The sequence below is a fragment of the Litorilituus lipolyticus genome, assembly GCF_006439335.1.
Taxonomy (GTDB): Bacteria; Pseudomonadota; Gammaproteobacteria; order Enterobacterales; family Alteromonadaceae; genus Colwellia; species Colwellia lipolytica.
Genome location: NZ_SAWY01000041.1, coordinates 279,772 through 300,231 on the forward strand (window position 1 = coordinate 279,772; position 20,460 = coordinate 300,231).

At 37.3% G+C, this 20,460-nt stretch carries 19 protein-coding genes; 18 read left to right on the forward strand and 1 reads right to left on the reverse strand.

Going from position 1 to position 20,460, the window contains the following annotated elements:
- Window positions 1–102 precede the first annotated feature (102 nt).
- From EPA86_RS17945 to EPA86_RS17955, 3 genes are all read left to right on the forward strand, one after another.
- Window positions 103–2,100, forward strand: coding sequence for a tetratricopeptide repeat-containing diguanylate cyclase (locus EPA86_RS17945; protein WP_140605755.1), 1,998 nt, complete (start codon window positions 103–105; stop codon window positions 2,098–2,100).
- A 129-nt stretch (window positions 2,101–2,229) separates the two neighbouring features.
- Window positions 2,230–2,880 (forward strand): class I SAM-dependent methyltransferase, encoded by a 651-nt coding sequence (locus tag EPA86_RS17950; RefSeq protein ID WP_140605756.1) that lies wholly within the window; start codon window positions 2,230–2,232, stop codon window positions 2,878–2,880.
- Window positions 2,881–2,987: 107 nt separating this feature from the next.
- On the forward strand, window positions 2,988–3,845 hold the full coding sequence (locus EPA86_RS17955) for a multiheme c-type cytochrome (protein ID WP_140605757.1): 858 nt from the start codon (window positions 2,988–2,990) through the stop codon (window positions 3,843–3,845).
- Window positions 3,846–3,941: 96 nt separating this feature from the next.
- Here the strand turns inward: EPA86_RS17955 and EPA86_RS17960 are convergent, their stop codons facing one another.
- Window positions 3,942–5,861, reverse strand: coding sequence for a tetratricopeptide repeat-containing diguanylate cyclase (locus EPA86_RS17960; RefSeq protein WP_170309701.1), 1,920 nt, complete (start codon window positions 5,859–5,861; stop codon window positions 3,942–3,944).
- A 161-nt stretch (window positions 5,862–6,022) separates the two neighbouring features.
- Here EPA86_RS17960 and EPA86_RS17965 point away from each other — a divergent pair, with 161 nt between their 5' ends.
- From EPA86_RS17965 to EPA86_RS18035, 15 genes are all read left to right on the forward strand, one after another.
- Window positions 6,023–7,381, forward strand: a complete 1,359-nt coding sequence (locus tag EPA86_RS17965; protein ID WP_140605759.1) for an NAD(P)/FAD-dependent oxidoreductase — start codon at window positions 6,023–6,025, stop codon at window positions 7,379–7,381.
- A gap of 212 nt (window positions 7,382–7,593) precedes the next feature.
- A complete protein-coding gene (locus tag EPA86_RS17970) occupies window positions 7,594–8,370 on the forward strand; it encodes a beta-ketoacyl synthase chain length factor (protein ID WP_170309702.1) in 777 nt (258 codons plus the stop codon).
- Window positions 8,371–8,391: 21 nt separating this feature from the next.
- Window positions 8,392–8,649: a phosphopantetheine-binding protein gene (locus EPA86_RS17975; protein WP_140605761.1), complete on the forward strand. Its 258-nt coding sequence runs from the start codon at window positions 8,392–8,394 to the stop codon at window positions 8,647–8,649.
- An 8-nt stretch (window positions 8,650–8,657) separates the two neighbouring features.
- On the forward strand, window positions 8,658–8,900 hold the full coding sequence (locus EPA86_RS17980) for an acyl carrier protein (RefSeq protein ID WP_140605762.1): 243 nt from the start codon (window positions 8,658–8,660) through the stop codon (window positions 8,898–8,900).
- A 59-nt stretch (window positions 8,901–8,959) separates the two neighbouring features.
- Window positions 8,960–9,523: a COG4648 family protein gene (locus EPA86_RS17985; protein WP_140605763.1), complete on the forward strand. Its 564-nt coding sequence runs from the start codon at window positions 8,960–8,962 to the stop codon at window positions 9,521–9,523.
- A 15-nt stretch (window positions 9,524–9,538) separates the two neighbouring features.
- Window positions 9,539–10,933 (forward strand): AMP-binding protein, encoded by a 1,395-nt coding sequence (locus EPA86_RS17990; RefSeq protein ID WP_140605764.1) that lies wholly within the window; start codon window positions 9,539–9,541, stop codon window positions 10,931–10,933.
- Window positions 10,926–11,279 carry an ApeI family dehydratase gene (locus EPA86_RS17995; protein ID WP_140605765.1) on the forward strand — a complete coding sequence of 118 codons (354 nt, stop codon included), beginning with the start codon at window positions 10,926–10,928 and terminating at the stop codon, window positions 11,277–11,279. The genes EPA86_RS17990 and EPA86_RS17995 overlap by 8 nt, the downstream gene beginning before the upstream one ends.
- Window positions 11,280–11,294: 15 nt before the next feature.
- Window positions 11,295–12,104 (forward strand): glycosyltransferase family 2 protein, encoded by an 810-nt coding sequence (locus tag EPA86_RS18000; RefSeq protein WP_170309703.1) that lies wholly within the window; start codon window positions 11,295–11,297, stop codon window positions 12,102–12,104.
- Complete coding sequence (locus tag EPA86_RS18005) at window positions 12,104–13,063, forward strand: lysophospholipid acyltransferase family protein (protein ID WP_140605766.1); 960 nt, start codon at window positions 12,104–12,106, stop codon at window positions 13,061–13,063. Before EPA86_RS18000 ends, EPA86_RS18005 begins: the two co-directional genes overlap by 1 nt.
- Before the next feature lie 52 nt (window positions 13,064–13,115).
- Window positions 13,116–14,666 carry an HAL/PAL/TAL family ammonia-lyase gene (locus EPA86_RS18010; RefSeq protein ID WP_425462585.1) on the forward strand — a complete coding sequence of 517 codons (1,551 nt, stop codon included), beginning with the start codon at window positions 13,116–13,118 and terminating at the stop codon, window positions 14,664–14,666.
- Window positions 14,659–15,138 carry an acyl-CoA thioesterase gene (locus EPA86_RS18015; RefSeq protein WP_140605768.1) on the forward strand — a complete coding sequence of 160 codons (480 nt, stop codon included), beginning with the start codon at window positions 14,659–14,661 and terminating at the stop codon, window positions 15,136–15,138. The genes EPA86_RS18010 and EPA86_RS18015 overlap by 8 nt, the downstream gene beginning before the upstream one ends.
- Window positions 15,139–15,264: 126 nt before the next feature.
- Window positions 15,265–16,080: a LolA-like protein gene (locus EPA86_RS18020; protein WP_211664964.1), complete on the forward strand. Its 816-nt coding sequence runs from the start codon at window positions 15,265–15,267 to the stop codon at window positions 16,078–16,080.
- Between the two features lie 21 nt (window positions 16,081–16,101).
- Entirely contained in the window at window positions 16,102–18,570 is a 2,469-nt protein-coding gene (locus tag EPA86_RS18025; protein WP_140605770.1) for an MMPL family transporter, read from the forward strand.
- A 27-nt stretch (window positions 18,571–18,597) separates the two neighbouring features.
- A complete protein-coding gene (locus EPA86_RS18030) occupies window positions 18,598–19,227 on the forward strand; it encodes a DUF3261 domain-containing protein (RefSeq protein WP_140605771.1) in 630 nt (209 codons plus the stop codon).
- Between the two features lie 38 nt (window positions 19,228–19,265).
- The gene (locus EPA86_RS18035) at window positions 19,266–20,459 is read left to right on the forward strand and encodes a beta-ketoacyl-[acyl-carrier-protein] synthase family protein (protein WP_140605772.1); all 1,194 of its coding nucleotides are present in this window, start codon (window positions 19,266–19,268) and stop codon (window positions 20,457–20,459) included.
- Window position 20,460: the final 1 nt, after the last annotated feature.

Sequence of the window (20,460 nt, forward strand, 5' to 3'; positions counted from 1 at the left end):
TGTTACAATAAAATAGTATATTATTGGTAATGTCGGCAGTTTGTTAATGGATACAAGCTTTTATTTATTTGCTTTTTTGAAAGCATTGCTTGGAGCTTTAACGTGATTTATAGAATAATAATAACTTTTTTACTTGTCATTAATTTTGCTAATAGCGACGCACATGCTACTGATTCAAAGCTATTTAAGTTTAGTGCCCTTGAACTTGAAATGGATCGTATTGCAAATGAGTATGCAGGAGATACTTCTGCTGTGCTCGATGCTCTTGATAACCTACTAGAAAACTCTCCTAGTGCTACCCCAGGAGAAAGAGCGTTATTCATGACTTATGACTGTGCTTTAAGGGCAGGATTAGCTTCTACTTTAGCTGAGCAGCGGTTAGCTTCATTAAAAGAATATTCTCGAGAGCATACAAACAATGCTGCTGTCCGTGCTGCTACAGCGCTATGTGAAGCCAATGTGGCAAATTACTTAGAAGATAGCCCTTTATATCGTACTTCATTGTATAAGGCATTTTTATTTGCACAAAAGGCGGATGTGGCCACTTTACGTTATTGGATAAGCTTAAACGTTAGTAATTTATTTGAACAATTGCATGATGTAAAAAATAATGAAAAAGCACTATTAATAGGCTTGCAAGTTGCCAATGACAATCAAGATCTGCACCGAATACAAACAGCGAATCACTTATTGGCTGATCTTTACCTTGCTTCGAAACAATATGAATTAGCCCTTAAGCATAATGAAGCCTCACAGCAAGCTCTAGAGCAAACTAAGGATACTTGGTATCAAGCTGAATTGTACAGCAACAAAGCTAAAGCGTTACAAGCTTTAGCACAATATCAAAAAGCAAAAGAGTTTATTCAAAAAGCGATTAGCCAAAGTAAGAAAAAAGGTAAACACCGAGATGCGCAATTTTTTGTGCTCGATTTGGCTTTTTTATCTTTGTTGATGAGTGATCTAGCTACGGCTAATTCATTAAGTGAATCGGTTGAACTGTACGCATCCGAATATAATGATGAGTATTTACAACATCAAGTGCTGTTACAGCAAAGTTTTTATGCCTTAATGAGTAATAATAGTGACAAAGCTATTACTTTATTTGAGCAAGCAATTAACTTTTTAGAGAAGCAAAACTACTCAGTTGCAAAATTGCTAGCTTGGCAAAAGCAAGCTCTAATCGCTCAAAAGGCTATGCTGTTTAAACGAGAAAGTGAAGCATTAGGGCAATATAGCTTGTTATTTGAAAACTATGTTCGCGAGAATAGCTTGAATATTCAGACTATTCTTCAAAAGGTATTAGTAAGTATCCGTGAAGATGATGCAGATATTGCACAATTTCATTTAGAGCAAGCAACAACGCAAACCGCGCAAATATCTGAAAACAGAGAGGTTCTGCTGTTAGGTGTGCTGTTATTAGCGGCATTACTGGCAATTATTTTAGCTAAATTTGTATGGTCAATGGTTATCAGGTACAAACTCAACCAGGCCGAAATAAATCGGCAACTATTCTATGATCCGTTAACTCAATGCTTTAACCGCCGTTATTTTAATGATGTCATTAGCAAGAACTTGCTTACAGCAAGCTTAGCCAAAAAGACCAGTTTTTTAGTAGCAATTGATATTGACCATTTTAAAAAATTTAATGATGTTTATGGGCACAGCGCAGGTGATACAGTTCTGAAAGAGTTAGTAAAAAATCTACAAGATGATTCGCGCTTATCTGATAATGTAGTTCGATTAGGTGGCGAAGAGTTCCTCATTGTATTGCCACCTAATGAGAATTTACGTATAGAGGTAGTGATTGAGCGCATATTAAGTCTTGTAAGTAACTCACCGGTGGTTATTGAAGATAAACCAAGGGATATCACTATCAGTATTGGTTATGTACCCGTTGAAAAAGCCAATAGTAAAGGTGATATTGATGATTTACTTAACTTAGCGGATAAAGCGCTCTATTTGGCCAAAGAAAAAGGTAGAAACAGAGCTTTTGGTGTCAGTGAATTACAATGCCCAGCAAATTATATTGATAAGATAACCATCGCCAGTGAAAATAAGCTACTTAAACTTACAGAGATTGAGCCAAAGAAGAATTTATAGTTGTAGTTTTCATGACATGTTCACCAATAATTTGTTATAACTGCCCCTATACTTAGTCAGCTGATCGATTTTGCTGCCTTTGTTTCTACAAGAATTCTCACCCTCAAAATAACAGAATAAATGCATTAAATGAACAACGAAGAACAAGTAAATAACAACCTAATAAGCGTTAAAACTTTTGATAAATTGGCTCAAAAATATCAAGACAAGTACATGGATTTTAGGTTCTATCATGATACTTATGACAAGCTTTGCCAGTATATCAAACCTTCAACCGCAAAAATTTTAGATGTCGCTTGCGGACCAGGCAATATTAGTAAGTACCTGTTATCGAAACTACCTAACTGCCAGGTTCTAGGTATTGATATGGCCCCAAAAATGGTTGAGCTTGCACAACAAAACGTGCCTCAAGCAAGTTTTTTAGTGATGGATTGTCGTGACTTTTCGGTTAGCCCACATGGTTATGAGGCGGTGGTTTGTGGTTTTTTCACGCCTTATTTATCTAAGCCTGAAATAGTGACCTTGATTGCTAACATACGCAAACACATAGTAATAGGTGGCGTATTATATATTAGTACAATGGAAGGTGAATATAATAACTCGGGTTTGCAAACTTCAAGTGCAGGAGATCAGGTATTTATTTATTACCATCAGTACCCATTTTTTGAAGAAGTGCTAGCAAGATCTGGTTTCAAGGTGATAAATGTGAAGCGTAAAACTTTCCCTGTTGAAGAAGGAGAAGCAACAACTGATATGTTTATTTATGCTGAAGCTATATAGCCTTACTGGTTTTAGTTGAAAAAGCATAGGCGAATATTTCAATTAAGCGCTTCAATACGTTACACTGCTAGGCTTTTAAATTTTAAGTCTTTTATAAAGAGTTTGTTATGCGTTGGTCTTATTTTTTTATTTTGCAAATCATTATCTTTGCCGTAGTTGCTGGTGTTGTATATCAGCATGAAGACAAAGCCAGCCTAGTAAAAACACCACCCAAAGAATTGGCTCAATGGTATAAACCACAAAGTAAGCGACATGTTTGGCTACATACTATGTTTGCGCTTAGGCGTGAAATGCAGGCAATGTCTTTTTATGCAGAAGAAGGTGATAGTGTTCACCTTAAGCAATGGAGTGTTAATTTCAAAAAGCATTATTTGAGTATTGCTGACATGGTGCCGCAATGGCAAAAATTGCTAGATGAAAATAGCTTACAGCAACTTGAAAATGCAATTGCTCAGGATGATTTTCAAAATGTGAAGCTACAGCTACATACCCTACAGCACGGGTGTGATTCATGTCATAATGACTATCAGGCCATTACAGCACTTACCTACCGCACACCAGATTTTTCAGATAAAACCATGCCAAGCGGTGAAGCTTTCTCTGATCACATGAATAAATTAACCCAACAAGTTAATCAGGTAAAAATATCATCACAAGATGGGTTTACTGCGTTGGCATTATCGTCACTTGATGAGTTAAAAGTAGAAATGAATGAGTTGGGCAAAGTGTGTGTAGATTGTCATAAAAAAGACAGAAGAGTCTATCCAGATGAAGACATGCAAAAAACCATGACAAGTTTAGAGACAGCCATTACTTCAGGTACCTTAAAGGAGCAAGGAAGACACATAGGTACATTAGCTGTATTAGCATGTGCGCGTTGTCATGGTACACATAGAATTGTTTATGGTGCAAAAGAAAAGCTTACAGAAGAAGTCAGCTTCAAAGCATTGTTAAAGCACAATTAATTTTCAACTGATTGAGTTGATTATTTAAAGACACTATTTTTGTGATTGTAGTAAAAATAATGTCTTTTATACCCTACGGCTTAGTTCTATTTAAAACTAAGCCAATACCACTTTGTTACGTCCATGTTCTTTTGCCTGATATAGTGCAACGTCAGCATTGTGGAATATTTCGCTAAATGTTTCTTCTTTTGATGTTAATTGAGAAACACCAAAGCTTGCGGTGATTTTTATTTCGGTATTATTGGCAGTGAAAGATTGCTCTTCTGTAGCTGCTCTTATTCTTTCTGCAATAATGGCAGCTTGCTTTGAAGACGCGGTAGGAAGAACGATTAAAAACTCTTCACCGCCAATTCTACCAATAATATCGTTAGCTCTAACGAATCCACAGGCTAGTATTGCAAGTTCTTTTAAGGCTACATCGCCAGCTGTATGACCATATTCATCGTTAACTTGTTTGAAGAAGTCGATATCAAACATAATGATTGAGAAATCTTTTTTCGTTTTTTTGGCATACGCTAAATATTTTTCTGCTTGATTGAAAGCAAAACGTCGATTGGCTAAGCCCGTTAATGAGTCTGTATTTGCCAGCATTTGCAGTGATTGGCTCGTTTTTAACTGGCGATAGACAAAATATGCAAGTAGCAAAGTTAAAGTTGAAATAATGGCAATCACTAGGTTCTGTAACCATTGCTTATTCTGCGCATTTTCAAGTGCTATATCGTTAAGCTGTTTCTCTTGTTCAAGTAATTTATTTTTTAATAAGGCTTGGTCAGTATCAAAAATGATTTTCATTTTAGAACGAATTTTTTCACGTTCAGAGTTACTGTAATTTGATTGTATATCTCTCGCTTGCGATTGCAGATTGTAAGCGGTTTTATAGTCATCTTGAAAGGTAGCAAGTTTGGCTTTTAAGTCATATAATTGTCTGTACACTGACAAGGCATTTTCTTTCTCTATGCCTATTAGTGTTGTTTCTACTTTGCTTAGTGCTTGCTCAGCTAATTCAAGTTTTTCATCGTTTAACTCTAATTCTGCTTTGACCAGCAAATGATCTATTTTTTCATAGGGAGTATTACCTAGGGTTTTATAGCGTTGATATTTATTGAAGTAATAACGAGCTTTTTCATTCTTTTCACTTTGTAAGAATACTTTTGCTAAACCAAGATAAGCGCCAGGCTCATAGTCTTCGGTATTTACTTTCTTTGATAGTTCTATGACTTGATAAAAGGCTTCTTTTGCCAACTCATATGATTTCTTTCGTAAATAGTTATAAGCTAGGGCATTTTGTGCAAATAGGGCATCAAAGAATAATTCATGTATCAAGAAATACTCTAAAGCTTCATTGGCGAACCGTATTGCTTGTTCATCGTCGTATAACAGTGAATAAGAAGTCGACATCTGGATTTTCATATAGGCTATTTCTAAATCATCACCTAACTGTTCAAACAAGTGATAACCTTTATTGAAATATTTTATTGCTTCGATGTCATTATGGTTTAATGAGTAAGAGCTTGCTATATAGCTATAGCTATCTGCCAGTGACTTTAAGTTTTCACTATCAAGGGAGCGTTGCTCAGCTTGCTTATACAAGAGCATGGCTTCTTTTGCCTTCCCCAACGAGTCAAGTAAGGTTGCTTGGGTAAGCAATAATGAAATACCTGTTGTACTGTTCGGTTTAGGCTTAAAGGTATTGGCGGTGTCGACATATTCTTGGCTTTGTTCTAACTTACCTAGGTATGAACAATACAACGCCATTTTGGCAAATAAAGTTGCTTTCTCTGCATTGTTCATTTTGCTTGAGGATTTGGCATAAAGTTTTTCGGCAAAATCTAACGCAATAGCAGGATCTTTTTTATTAAATTCATCTAATTGTTGAAAAGGAGCTTTGATCCAAGAAGAATGCTCCTCTTCAGCATAACTAGGCATACTGAAGATAAAATATGTAATGCAGCTAATGATAAATAACTGAAAATACTTTAAGTTAGATAAACAACTTTCGTGAACCCTATCTATCATCAATACTGCTCTCATCACGATTATCTTAGTATACAAACTCATTTTTTTGCATCTTTGTGTAATTATATAAGTAACATAACTGTTTTAATTGTAGTAGTTTTTATTCAAAATATTAGAATGTTTTTCGAGAAGTTTTGTTTGTTTTTTAAAAGGCGCTTTATATGTATGACCCTCTACTACATCAATCTCCTGGTCATGGAGAACCTTATCCAGATAGTTATTGGGCGGATACTCTTTATAAGGGAGGGAAGTCATCTTCACCTAAAAGTAATGGCACTGCAGCGCTTGAAACGGATATTGATGTTGATGTTGCCATTGTTGGCGCAGGGTATACTGGTTTGTCTTGTGCTCTGCACTTGGCCCAGCAACATGGTATTAAAGCACATGTATTAGAAGCCAACCAAACTGCATGGGGCTGTAGCGGCAGAAATGCAGGTTTTATTTTAAAATCATCAGGTAGAAAAACTTACCCAAGCATGCTTAAGACATGGGGTAAAGAAGTCATGCATGGTATTTACCAAGAGATGTGCCAAGGTGTTGAAACGGTTAATGGCTTAATAGCTCAAGGTATTGATTGTCAGCAGCAGTCATCAGGTTTCCTTAAAGTTGCCCATAAACCTGCAATGTTAAACACTCTAATAAAGCAAGCAAAACTTCAGCAAGAAATGTTCAATTATCAAGTTGAAGTACTAAGTGAACAGCAAGTTCGTCAACAATATATGGACGATAGAAATGCTTTTGGTGCCATTCGTTATCATGATGGTTTTGGTTTGAACCCATTAAAGCTGGCCTTGGGTTATCAACAAATAGCCCAGAAGGCTGGGGCCACAATTCATACCTCTTCACCTGTTCAGCACTGGACTCAGGAAAATAATGCGCAGGTCTTACATACACCCAAAGCAAGAGTGACAGCTAAAAAAGTGGTTATTGCCACTAATGGTTATACGCCTAAAGGTTTTCACCCTCTGATAGAAAAAAGAAGTTTACCTGTGCTTTCACAAATTATTGTTACAGAGCCATTAACCGATGCACAATTAGCACAGTGTAATTTTCTCACTTCAAATGTGGTGATGGACACCAGAGCATTGAAATACTATTACCGAAAATTACCTGACAACCGCATATTATTTGGTGGACGAGGTGCTATTACAGGTAATAAGGCAGATGATCCTTATTATGCTAATCGTTTACTGTCGGTTTTAAAAACTAGTTTCCCACCACTAAGCAGTTTAAAGTTTGATTATGCTTGGTCTGGCTGGATTTGTATGTCACTAGATGATATTCCGCATATTTATCAAGACAAAGATCAACAAGTGTTTTATGCCATGGGGTATTGTGGAAGTGGTGTTTCTTTTTCTACGCAAGCGGGTAAGCGATTAGCTGAAAGAGTGGCAGAGAAAGAGCTACCTAATTTACCGCTATATCAAACATCTTTACCTAAGTTTCCACTTGCACCACTTAGACGGGTCGGGCAGTGGGGTTATTTTCATTATGGAAAAATAAAAGATACCTATTTTTAAAATCACTTTAGATAGCCGAAAACTGTGGTTAGCACATAATATGATTTGTCGGTAAATTGAAGAAAAATGCTGATAAAATTGTGTTAATGTACAACTAAACGGTACAAAGTTTATCTTTAGTAAACGTAGTAATCACTTGAATCACACTATCGCCTTAGGTAAAATCTGCCTCCTTGTTTTTGTGTTTACTATATCTTAAAGGGTATTTCAGTTTGAAATTTACCATTAAAAAATGTGTTGCTTGGGGCGGTGGTTTAACCACAGACCAAGACTGGCAAGAGTTCGCGCAAAAAGAAAAAGAGTTATCTCTAGAGCAAGAGTTACCTGCGTTAAAGCAAATGCCGGCAATGCAACGCAGAAGATTAAGCCCTTTTGCAAAGCTGTCTTTACATTGTGCACTATCGGCCGCTGAGGATTGTTTAGCTACTGTACCGAGTGTTTTTGCCTCTCGTCATGGAGATTTACAAAAAACGAGTAAATTAATCAGTGATGTTGCAGCCAAAGAAGTGTTATCACCGACACAATTTGGCTTGTCAGTGCATAACGCAGTGGGCGGATTGTTCAGTATTTATACTGGTAATAAAGCGCCTTTGAGTGCTATTTCTGCCGGCGAGGATACTTTTTTTGTCGCGATATTAGATGCGGTAAGTAAAATGAACTATAACGCATACCCACAAATTTTGCTGGTATACACTGAAGCACAAGTACCTGAAATATATGCGCAATATGTTGCTCAAGAAGAGTATTCTATGTCATGTGCATTATTGATAGAGCCTGTTCAATCGGCATTGGCAAGTGAATGTGAAGAAGATAAAGCTGTTTTTGAATTAACTTTATCGAATAAAGAACAAGGTGATAAACCCGCTGGAGATGATGAAAATCCGCACATGCAAGCGCTAGATTTTCTTCATTTTTATTATAGTGGTGTAGAACAAGCAGAAGTTGTTTCAAAGCGCCATAAATGGCAATTTAAAAGAACAACTTGTTAGTCGTATTTAAAGGAAATAAAAATGAATGCATTAAGTGAAGAAGTAAAACAGTTAATTATTGATACCTTAGATCTGGAAGATATTGAGCCAGCAGATATTGATTATGAAGATGCGCTGTTTGTAGATGGTTTAGGTTTAGATTCTATTGATGCATTAGAGTTAGGTGTGGCAATTAAAAAAGCCTATGATGTTAAAATTGATAATAATTCTGAAGACAGCAAAAAACACTTCTATTCGGTGAAAACCTTATGTGAGTTTATTGCAGCGAATCGTGGATAATAAACACTATGAATAACGAACAATTATTTTCAATGCTTAGTGATATTCTCGTTGATGCTTTTGAAGTTGAAGAGGAAGATATCACCTTAGAAGCTAACTTATATGATGACCTAGATCTAGATAGCATAGATGCGGTAGATCTTGTGGTTAAGTTAAGAGAGCAAACGGGTAAAAAAATTGAACCCAACGACTTTAAGCAAGTACGTACTGTAGAAGACGTTATTACTGCAATCAGTAAGTTGCTCAATTAATCTCTCTATAAAATGAGCCAGCGCTAATTAGTCACTAATTAGTGATTTAATGACGCTATATGAAAAATGCTATACTCGGTTTAACATTTTTAATTTATCCAGTACTTGTTTACTTTGGTTTACAATATGTTAAGCCGAGCTATCTCGCAGCTTTCTTTGCACTAATTTTTGCTTACCGATATTTTTCACAAGATAAACGTAAAGGTAAAATACCGCATTTAAATATTTTATTTATTAGTGTTACTTCACTACTTGCCTTCTCTATGCTTGCTAATTCAGCAATAGCCTTGAAATTTTATCCTGTGGTGGTGAATGTCAGTTTTTTAGTTATCTTTGCTTATTCTTTATGGAAACCACCGAGTGTGGTTGAAGTCATTGCAAGCTTGCAAGAAGAGTTAGATCAACAAGGAATTATCTACACACGTAATGTCACTAAAGTGTGGTGTGTATTTTTTAGTGTTAATGCAATGATAGCTACTTGGACTATTTTTCAAGAAGATCAAAGCTACTGGTTGATTTATAATGGCTTGGTTTCTTACGTGCTGATGGGTTTATTAATGCTTATAGAGTTCGGTGTTAGAAAATACGTTAAGCATAATAAGAGTAAAGTAGCGTCTAGCTAAAACTGTAGTAAAGTCATGAAATTCCCATATCAAACATCACAATTTTTACAACAACAAGTAAGCTTTGCTCAGTGGCAGCAGCAAGTCGCTCTTTATCGAGACTTTTTTATCTCGCAGCCACAGCAGCGTTGGTTAATTTTCTTTGAGGATAGTTACCAATTTACCTGTTACTTTTTTGCCTTAATCGCAGCTAATAAGCAAGTAATCTTACCGCCTAATGGTCAACCTCTGCAAATAGTTCAGTGCATGGAGCATGCAGATATTTTCTTGGGGGAGCTATCAGGTCTTAACAACACAGATACATCGTCAGATTACCTAACTTTCAACTTATCTCAACTTGAAGATGATATAAAACAACCCGTTGATTTAACAAATAACCCTCTTAGCTTCGACAAGCATTGCCAATTGGTTTTTTTTACTTCGGGTTCATCGGGTCAAGCAAAAGCTATTGAGAAAACCTTTGAACAACTTATTATCGAAGTTGAACAACTTGAATTGACCTTTGCTAAGTTGCTTGATACTAAGCAAAGCAATAGTTCAGTGCCTGTTGTGATGGCAACAGTATCTCATCAGCATATTTACGGTTTGCTCTTTAAAGTGCTTTGGCCCATTTGGTCAGGCAGAGATTTGTACCTTAAAACCTTTGCTTACCCTGAGCATTTAGTCCATGAAATCAAACAACATCCCAAGACAAATATTTGGTTGATCTCAAGCCCAGCGTATTATCATCGTTTATTGGCAGACAATGTGTTAGTTGAAGTAAAAGAGCAATTACAAGCCTTGTTTTCATCTGGAGGCCCACTCAATAGTGAGGCCGCTATCGCAATAAAAGATAGCTTACTGAAAAGCCCAATAGAAGTTTTTGGTAGTACTGAAACGGGTGGTATCGCTTGGCGACAAAGAGCAACTGCGCAAGATGATGTGTGGCATGTTTTTAGTGGTATTACATGTAAAAGCAGTCATGATGAGCAATGCCTTGCGATATTATCTCCTTATGTTGACGCCAGTACTTGGTATCAAACCCAAGACAGAGTTGAGTTGATTGATAAACAAAGATTTAAACTATTGGGGCGGGCTGATAGAATTGTCAAAATAGAAGAAAAACGCTGCTCCCTTGATGAAATTGGTCTACGACTTGGTGAGCATCCATGGGTAGAACAAGCCTTTGTGCTGGTGATAGATGCTCAAGGTCATCGACGAACCTTAGCTGCAGTGGTTGAGTTAACTACTACAGGTAAAGAAGTCTTTGCCGCTAGTTCAAAATTTACTTTTGATAAGCAATTAAAAGCGCATTTGAAACAGTATTTCGAGGCTATCGTTGTGCCAAGAAAGTTTAGATACCTCGATTGTTTACCTTATAACAGTCAAGGAAAATTAAATAAGAAACAGTTGGAGACTTTGTTTGACTAATTTTGTTTATAAGCCTCACGTAAGTGTGGAGCAGCAAGATGAAAAAAAAGTAACCTTATTACTCACCATTCCTGAAAATTTATATTATTTTCAAGGACATTTTCCCGAAGCTGCTATTTTACCTGGTGTCGCGCAGCTAGATTGGGTGATGTACTTTTTGCGAGAGTATTTTACTGTGGATACCCGTGAGCTAAGCAGTGTTGATGCGTTAAAGTTTCAACAAATTGTTAGGCCAAACTATCAAGTAACGTTACTACTAGAACAGATTAAAGAAAATAAATTTAGCTTTAAGTACTATTCAGCTCATGGTCAGCATGCCTCAGGCAAAGTTGTTATAGCTAGGTAATTTTAGGGATATTGAGTGACTCAAGTAGTTTTTAGTGCACAAACATTAGCCACATTAAATAATAGCAATAGCTGCTATGGTTTTGTGATCCCAAATTATAATCACCATCTTGTGATTACCGAGACGATAGAATCTCTATTAGCGTTTAATTTACCTATTATTTTAGTGGATGATGGCAGTAATCAAGAAACACAGCAGGTGTTACAAGCGATAGATGAAAAATATCCTGAGGTACAATTAATTCGTCGAGATAAAAACGGTGGCAAAGGTGCTGCAGTACAAACTGGTTTGGCTGCTGCTATTAAAGCAGGGTGGAGCCATGTGCTGCAAGTAGATGCTGATGGGCAGCATGATCTAAATGATGTTTCTCGGATGATAAAACAATCACTCGATAATCCTTTCGCGTTAATTAGTGGTCAGCCTGTTTATGATGATAGCATTTCTAAGGGGCGCTATTATGGCCGCTTTATTACTCACTTTTGGGTTTATATTGAAACCCTATCGACAGATATTAAAGACTCTATGTGTGGTTTTAGAGTTTATCCTTTAGGGTCTTATCAACAGTTAGTACAATCAACCACCCTTGGCAATAAAATGGATTTTGACATTGAAGTTATGGTGAAGCTTCACTGGTTAGATGTGCCGATAATCTTTGTGCCGACACAAGTTAAATACCCTGAAAATGGTATCTCACACTTTAATGTTTTTGATGATAACGTGTTAATTTCATTGATGCACACACGTTTGTTTTTTGGCATGTTACTACGTTTACCTAAACTCATTTGGCGAAAATTCCGTCCTGCACAACATAAGGCGGTAAAATAATGAAGTCAGAATTGCACTGGTCAAAAGTTAAAGAACGGGGCTCTATGCTTGGCATAGAAACCTTAATATTCATTTATAGAATTTTTGGTAAGCTGTTTTTCAAGATTTGCTTAACACCTGTCATGTTCTACTTCTATGTAACAGGAAAAGCGGCGAGACAATCAACTTGGTATTATTTAAACAATTATCGAAGCAGTGAGAACCTTTCAGCTCTTACGGGTTTCGCCATGTTTAAAGAAGGTTTTAAAGTGTTTTATTCATTTGGCTTGTCTATTGTTGATAAGTTTGATGCTTGGTTAGGCAAAGTGAATATCAGTGATATTGATATTGCTGACGAACAGGCCTATCAAGAATTACTTGAAGCGCAAGGCGCAGTCATTTTTAGTGCACACCTTGGTAATATGGAAGTGTGTCGCGCTATTTTTAGTAGTGGTGAAAATAAGAGACCTCTTAATGTCATTACCTACAATGAACATACACCATCATTTAATAACTTCTTAAAAAAGGTCAATGCCGATTCGGCGATTAATTTTGTTCATATTAATAATTTTGGCCCTGATGATACAATAAAGCTCAAACAAAAAATTGAAGATGGCGAGGCCGTGGTTATATTTGCTGACAGAACCTCAGTAAATAACCCAAATAGTGTTAACTTCTCACCTTTTTTAGGTGAAGAAGCGCCGTTTGCGGTAGGGCCTTTTGCATTAGCAACCATTATGGACTGTCCGGTGTTTACCATGTTTTGTCTGAATGAGAAGGGACGATATAAAACATATATTGAAAAGCTTGCTGATCCTATCAAGGTTAAACGCAAGGAAAGACAGCAATATTTTAAAGATTTAACAGAGCGCTTTGCACAGCGTTTAGAAAAGCATGTGAAGTTAGCCCCATATCAGTGGTATAACTTTTTTAATTTTTGGCATACCGTTGATAAATCACAAGTTGATAAGAAACATTAATAACCTATGCCTAGGTAGTATTTGATCTAATCATGATCATATGGAGAATACAGTGAGTACAACAGAGCAGCGTAATATTGTTTTTGGTCAAGGCAGACTAACGATCGAAGATATTGTTAGTGTCGTGAAAGACAAAGCGCAAGTTAGCCTAAGTAATGATGAACATTTTTGTGAAAAAGTTGACAAAGGTGTCGCTTTTTTAGATAAGTTGCTTGAAGAGGAAGGCCATATTTATGGTGTGACAACTGGCTACGGTGACTCTTGTACCGTTGAGGTGCCTATGTCGTTAGTTGAAGAGCTACCAATGCATTTAACGCGTTTTCATGGTTGTGGTTTAGGTAAATTTTTTACTATCGAGCAAGGTCGAATGATCTTAGCGACTCGCTTAGCTTCATTGTCACAAGGATTCTCAGGTGTAAGTTGGGACTTACTTAATTTGCTAGTAGAGCTTGTTAATCGCGATATTGTTCCTGTTATTCCAGAAGAAGGTTCTGTTGGTGCAAGTGGTGATCTGACACCATTATCATACGTTGCTGGCACCCTGATAGGTGAACGTGATACCTATTATCGTGGTGAAATTGTTAATGCTAGTGAAGCCTTTGCAAAAGAAGGCTTATCAGCCATAAAGTTAAGACCTAAAGAAGGGTTAGCTATTATGAACGGGACTGCAGTCATGACAGCTCTTGCTTGTCAGGCTTATGATCGTGCTGAATATGCGAGTAAGTTAATGACACGTATAACTGCGTTATCTAGCTTAGCGTTAAAAGGTAACAGTCATCACTTTGATGATATTTTATTCAGTGTTAAACCCCATCCGGGTCAAATCAATGTGGCTAAGCGCGTGCAAAACGATCTAAACCATCATGATCATCCGCGTAACTCTCACCGTTTACAAGATAGATATTCAATTAGATGTGCTCCTCATGTTATTGGCGTTCTAGAAGACAGCTTGCCTTGGTTGCGCTCTATGATCGAAAATGAATTGAACAGTGCAAACGATAACCCGATTATTGATGGTATTGGTGAGCATGTATTGCATGGTGGCCATTTTTATGGCGGTCATATTGCGATGGCGATGGATTCAATGAAGAACTGTGTGGCAAATTTAGCGGATTTAGCTGATAGACAGATTGCGACATTAGTTGATGTGAAAATGAATCATGGTTTACCTTCAAATCTAAGTGCGGCAAAAGCTGAGCGTCGTTTTATTAATCATGGTTTTAAAGCGATTCAAATAGGTTGTTCTGCATGGACAGCAGAGGCATTAAAATTAACTATGCCTGCCAGCGTGTTTTCACGCTCAACTGAGTGTCATAACCAAGATAAAGTAAGTATGGGAACAATTGCTGCACGTGACTGTTTACGCGTGCTTGAGTTAACAGAACAAGTGTTAGCGGCAACATTACTAGCAGCAGTGCAAGGTATACGTATTCGAATCATGAATGGTGAAATTAATGCTGATTCATTGACACCTGACATCTCAGGTATGATTGAAGATATCAGTGAATTTTTCGAGTTACTTGAAGAAGACAGACCAACAGATAAATTATTAAGACAAACTGTTGGTTATATTCAAACGCAGCGTTGGTCTTTGTATGAGTAATACTGACGTGCCAGCAAGCACTCAGGCTGTTAATATCTCGCCAAGCAAAGTAGCTAAAAAAGCTTTGCTGTCGAGCTATGTTGATATCAAAGTGCCCTTTTACGATGTTGATTCAATGCGCGTTGTTTGGCATGGCCATTATGTTAAGTATATTGAAGATGCGCGTTGTGAATTACTCGATAAGCTGGAATATAATTACCTAGCAATGGAAGAGTCAGGTTATATTTGGCCTATTGTTGACATGCGCTTAAAGTACGTCGCTTCAGCTAAATTTCCTGATACAGTTCGGGTTTTTGCTCATTTAATTGAATATGAATCTCGAATGAAAATTGAGTATGAAATTTATGACTTATCGTCGGGCAAAATTCTCAATAAGGCGCATACAGTGCAAGTCGCTGTCAATATTGAAACTGAAGAAATGATGTTTGAGAGTCCTAAGGTTTTCACTGATAAAGTTATAGCATTAATTTAGTCTTATGCTTTTATTTTGCTAAAAGTGATTGAGAATAGACTAGTAAATTTGATTGAGAGTGTCTAGTCAGTAAGTAAGCCTGGGCAAGTAAGTTTAGGCAATAAAGAGTCGCAAAGGGAGGTTAATATGGTATGCCATGACAAAAGAATGATAAACGTATTAACCAAACTCGCACAAAGAGCAGGATTTAGGGTTACTCGCTCGCTTAACTTGCTTAATTCGTTTAAATTACTCGTGCTAATCAGTTTAACCAAGGTGTTAATGCTGCTTTCTTATACGCTTAAGGCTGAAACTATTCAGGATTCAGCCGTAGCAACATCACAAGTTACGTCGCAAACAAATACACAAGCTAACACTGTTACGGTGGCTGAACTACTCGAGAAGTTAGCCATTGAACAGGGCGTAGGTGAGTTTACCCAGCAAAAACATTTTAAGTTTTTGGCAATGCCCATTACTTCTACTGGACGCTTTCTCGTTAATCGGCAATCTGCACTTTGGCAAACTGAAAAGCCGATCTTTTCTCAACTTCTATTAACACCCGAAGCAATATATCGTCGTTTATCTATTGAGCAAAATTTTCAAGCGCTTACTCAAGGGAATGAGTTATCTGCTATATTATCGACAATTTTTACTGGTAATATTGATAGCTCTCAATGGGATATTGCTAAACAAGTGCTCAAAAATGAAAATGGCCACTGTTTAGCACTTAGTCCAAAAACAGATATCTTGCGACAGGTATTTGAACAAGCGCAAGTATGTTTAGCTCAAGGTGAGCAACAAACAATGCGTCGAGTTATCACTTTGTTTGAGCCAAAAGAAAATAAGACTGAAATCACCATGGTATTATCGTCGCGAACACTGTCTAAAGAAGAGTTGGCGCAACTTAAGATTAACTCTCCTTTAAGCGTTAATGAGGTGTTAACGCCTCACGCTTTGCAATAATTTGATTGTTCTCCTCCATTTATGCAGCTAATTAACCTTAATAGTCGTCATAAAGCCTTACTTTGGCTTTTTCAATTTGGCGTTTTGGGGCTATTACTGCTGTTAATTCAAACAGGAAATTTACCTCAACTTGGCAAGCCATTAAAACTCAATGCTGATCTAACGGCGATATTTGCTGAAAGCCAGAAAAGTGATATTAGCGATATTGCCGATCAAATAAGTGAGCAAGCTAGCAACCATCAGTTAGTGTTGGTTTCGGATAAAGATTTATCAATAGCTATTGAAAAAGCCGACAGTTTAGCGAAAAACCTTTCAAATCATAGCTTGATAAAAAGCGTGCAAGTTAACTTTGCTGACTTACCCAAGCTTGATGAATTTGTTAAACAATACTTGCCCTATAAGCAGCAGCTATTGTCTAAGGATATGAAGGAAAAGTTAACAAACGGCAGTGCAAACGAGATTTTTGCTGAGCAATTCTCCCTTTTGTCTCAGCCTTCGAATCAATTTGTTGCCCGAACCATAGAGTATGATGCGAGTTTAATGTTAGCGAGTTTTTTATCTCAACCGTTAGCGGGTGCATCAGGGTTAAATTTACAACAAAATCACTTAGTGACTCATTTCCAAGATAAATTTTATGTTCTGGTAACTTTTCAAAGTAGTGCCGCAAGTATTGATATTGACTCGGCACAAAGTTTGGTTAAAACATTTAAGCAGCTCATTGCAGGTGATGAAGAAGCATATCTTTATACTGGCGCTATGTTTTATGCCAGTAAAGCCAGTAGTGTTGGTCAACATGAAATGATGCTTTATGGCAGTATTTCATTAATGGCAACTTTACTTTTCATTGCGTTAGTTTATCGAAATGTTGTCGCTATTATTTCGACCATGACGCTAATAACCATTAGCTTTGTTTATGGTTATTTAGCTTTAACCTTTGCCTATAACGAAATAAGCATTATTACATTAGTATTTTCTGTGACCCTTATAGGAATTTCAGCTGATTATAGCTTTCACGCCTTAACTGAAATGAGTTACCCATCAGATAGAATGAGTAATGCAATGTTGCAACAATTACAGCAACAACCTTTGGCTAACATTTTTGCTTCTTTAACGATGAGTTATGTCACAACAGGTGCAGGTTATGCATTATTATTTTTAGCGCCTTTTGTTTTATTTAAGCAAATAGCGATTTTTACCTTATTTGGTTTGTTGGGTGCTTTAATCACAGTACTATTGATTTTTCCATTGTTAAGGCCTCTGCTTTTTAATGGGAAAGCAAAGAGTCGTAGGCAGAAGTTAGATAAAAATAGTGAAGAAAAGTGCAATAAATCAGCAGTAATTTCGATAAAAATAGTCCCATCTTTTGCACAAACAATCAATGCATGCCAGCAAAAGCTAGTGTTGACTGTTGCTCGTTATAAAGTCCCTGCTTTATTTATCCTTATTATAAGCCTGATACTGGCAAGCCAACTGCGTTTGGATAATGATATTCGTCACTACTACTCACCAGATAAGCAGTTACAACACAATGAAAATCAAGTAAAAGCTATCGTTCAACAAAAATGGGATTTGCAGTATTTTCTTATTAAGGCAGATACGGCTGAACTCGCTTTGCAAAAGACTGAGCAGCTGGTTGAGCAACTAGTTCTTTTGCAACAACAAAAAAACATCAGTGATTTTTCGGCTATTAGCCAGTGGTTGCCGTCGATAAAAATGCAACGAGTTAATAAAGGCTTATTCGATAAATCAGTAGAGCAGGGAAATTTTAATCAGCTCTTGCAGATGCTAAACCAATCGTTACCGATGCAGCTTGACGATTTCTCTGCCTTAACTCCTGATAATTGGCTTTCATCTGCGATGGGTAAACTGTATCAAACACAATGGTTAGTGGTAGAACAGGGGGCTGTACTGAGCTATTACAGTGTGATTAAGTTAGCAGGGGTATCTCATGTTGAACCCTTGCAGAACTTAGCTGAATCATTGCAACAATCAGAAAGTATAATACCTGGTAGTCAGATACATTTTGTTGATAAAGCGGGTAGTATTTCACAGCAGTTATCTCTGTTTAGTCAACAGTTACATATAGTATTGATAGCGGCAATCCTGGCAGCTTTGCTGGTATTCGTTTGGCGCTATGGTTTGAAACGGGCCATGTTAGGCGTGATGACACCTGTTTTCTCCTTGGTTATCGCCTTGATTGTTAGTTATTTAATGCAAGGTAGTTTGAATATCTTCAACTTAGTTGCCGGTATTTTAATATTAGCGTTAGGCTTAGATTATTCTGTATTTTATGCTGAACATGGTTTGAGTAAAAAAGTGACCTTAACAACCTTGTTATCGGCTATGAGCTCAGTGTTTGTTTTTGCAATGTTGATTTTTAGCTCTATGCCCGCAATCCATAGCTTTGGTTTGACAGTATTCATTGGTGTTTTACTTACTTTTGTTTTAGCGCCTATATTGACTTTAGCCAAGTTACCTGAACGAAAATAATTATTTACAAGGGCTAGGAAAGTTTTCATGAAGTTATTAAGTCACTTAGTCAAAAAATATTGTATTGTGATGGTTTCAGCGGTGCTGTTGTGTGCCTGTAGTAGTTTTTCACCTTTAAAGAATGATAGTGATTTTCTGGCGATATTTCCGTTGCAACCTGTACCACAGGATTTGCAAAATATTGTTTGGTTAGAGAAGTTTACCTTCGATTTTGTCCGCGCTGAACAAGCAGATGAGCGTAGTACAATGGCAAACGAAGCTATGTTGCTTCAAACTGAGCTCTCAGCAGAAGCAATAAATATTGCTGCAATGAGCTTTTCCGGCGTCCCATTAGCGCAAGCAAGTTGGCAAACTCATAGTCAAAATGTCACAACGCAAAGGTTTGTAGCACAATATTTTAATGGTCAGCAAGTGCTTCATGATTTGCAAGCCGTCAACTGGCCTGTTGCTCATTTAGTCAAGGTTTTGCCAAAAGGCTATTCACTGAGTGAAACATCGTCTGCAGGAAAAAGAACAAGGCGCTTTTATCACAAGGAACAAGTCATTATAATTGTACGTTATCAAGAAACCGAGCAAGGCCTAAATATACACTTCGAACACAAGCGAGCAGGTTATCAGTTAACCATTTCTCGTTTGAGTGAAACATCATTAGTGTAATGTCCAATAGTCCAGCAGTAATATAAAAAAGATATTTTATGAAAGAAAGCTTATATATCAGTGGTTATGGTTTAGTAAATGCACTGGGTAGTGATAATAACGCTATCAAAGAGCAATTATTTTTAGCAAGCCAACATGGCTTAAGTCGCCGTAGTGATTTACTCCTTGAAGGGGATATTACTGTTGCCGATGTGAATGTTGTATTACCTAGCTTGGCAGATAAGTCAAAGCACTTACGCTCTCGTAATAACCAGTTGGCTTTATTAGCCATTGAACAGATCCGTAGCCAAGCAAATAACTTAATTGCTCAGGTGGGTAAAAGTAGAGTTGCTATTGTTGTTGGAACAAGTACCTCAGGGATAAGCGAAGGCGAAGTAGCGATGAAGGTGTTGCACGCTGAAGGACAATTCCCTGAGCATTACGACTATCAACAGCAAGAGATTTTTAATACCTCTGAGTTTGTTGCTCAAGAGTTAGGAGTTACTGGCGTTTGTTTAACAATATCAACAGCGTGCTCATCAAGCGCTAAAGCGTTTAAAACTGCGGCAGAGCTGATTGATTCTGGCTTGGCGGATGCGGCAATTGTTGGCGGTGTTGATAGTATTTGTGGTATGACAATAAATGGTTTTCATGCCCTAAGTTCAACATCTGCAGGCGTATGTCAGCCTTCAAGCGCAAACCGTGATGGTATTAATATTGGTGAAGCTGCAGCGTTAGCAATTTTAACCAAGCAACCTGCTCGGATAAAACTTTTAGGTGTAGGAGAATCTAGTGATGCCCACCATATGTCTGCACCTCACCCTGAAGGTATCGGTGCTATTGAAGCAATGCAAGCTGCTCTAAATGAAGCAAACTTTGCTGCTAGTGATGTCGATTACGTAAACCTTCATGGTACAGCAACACCAAAAAATGATGTAATGGAAGCTATTGCTGTTCAGCAGGTTTTTGGCAGTGACACCCCTTGTAGTTCAAGCAAAGGCCTTATTGGTCATACATTAGGCGCAGCAGGGGCGACTGAAGTTGGGCTTTGTTGGCTTATACTTGGTGGTGATGATCAACAAGATAATCATAACTATGCACCCCATGTATGGGATGAAGTCGTAGATGAAGATTTACCAGAACTTATGTTGACTAAGCAAGGTCAGCAAAAGACTACGGCTATTCGAAGTTGCTTATCTAATTCTTTCGCCTTTGGTGGTAACAACGTCAGTGTATTAATTGGCTTGAGTTAAT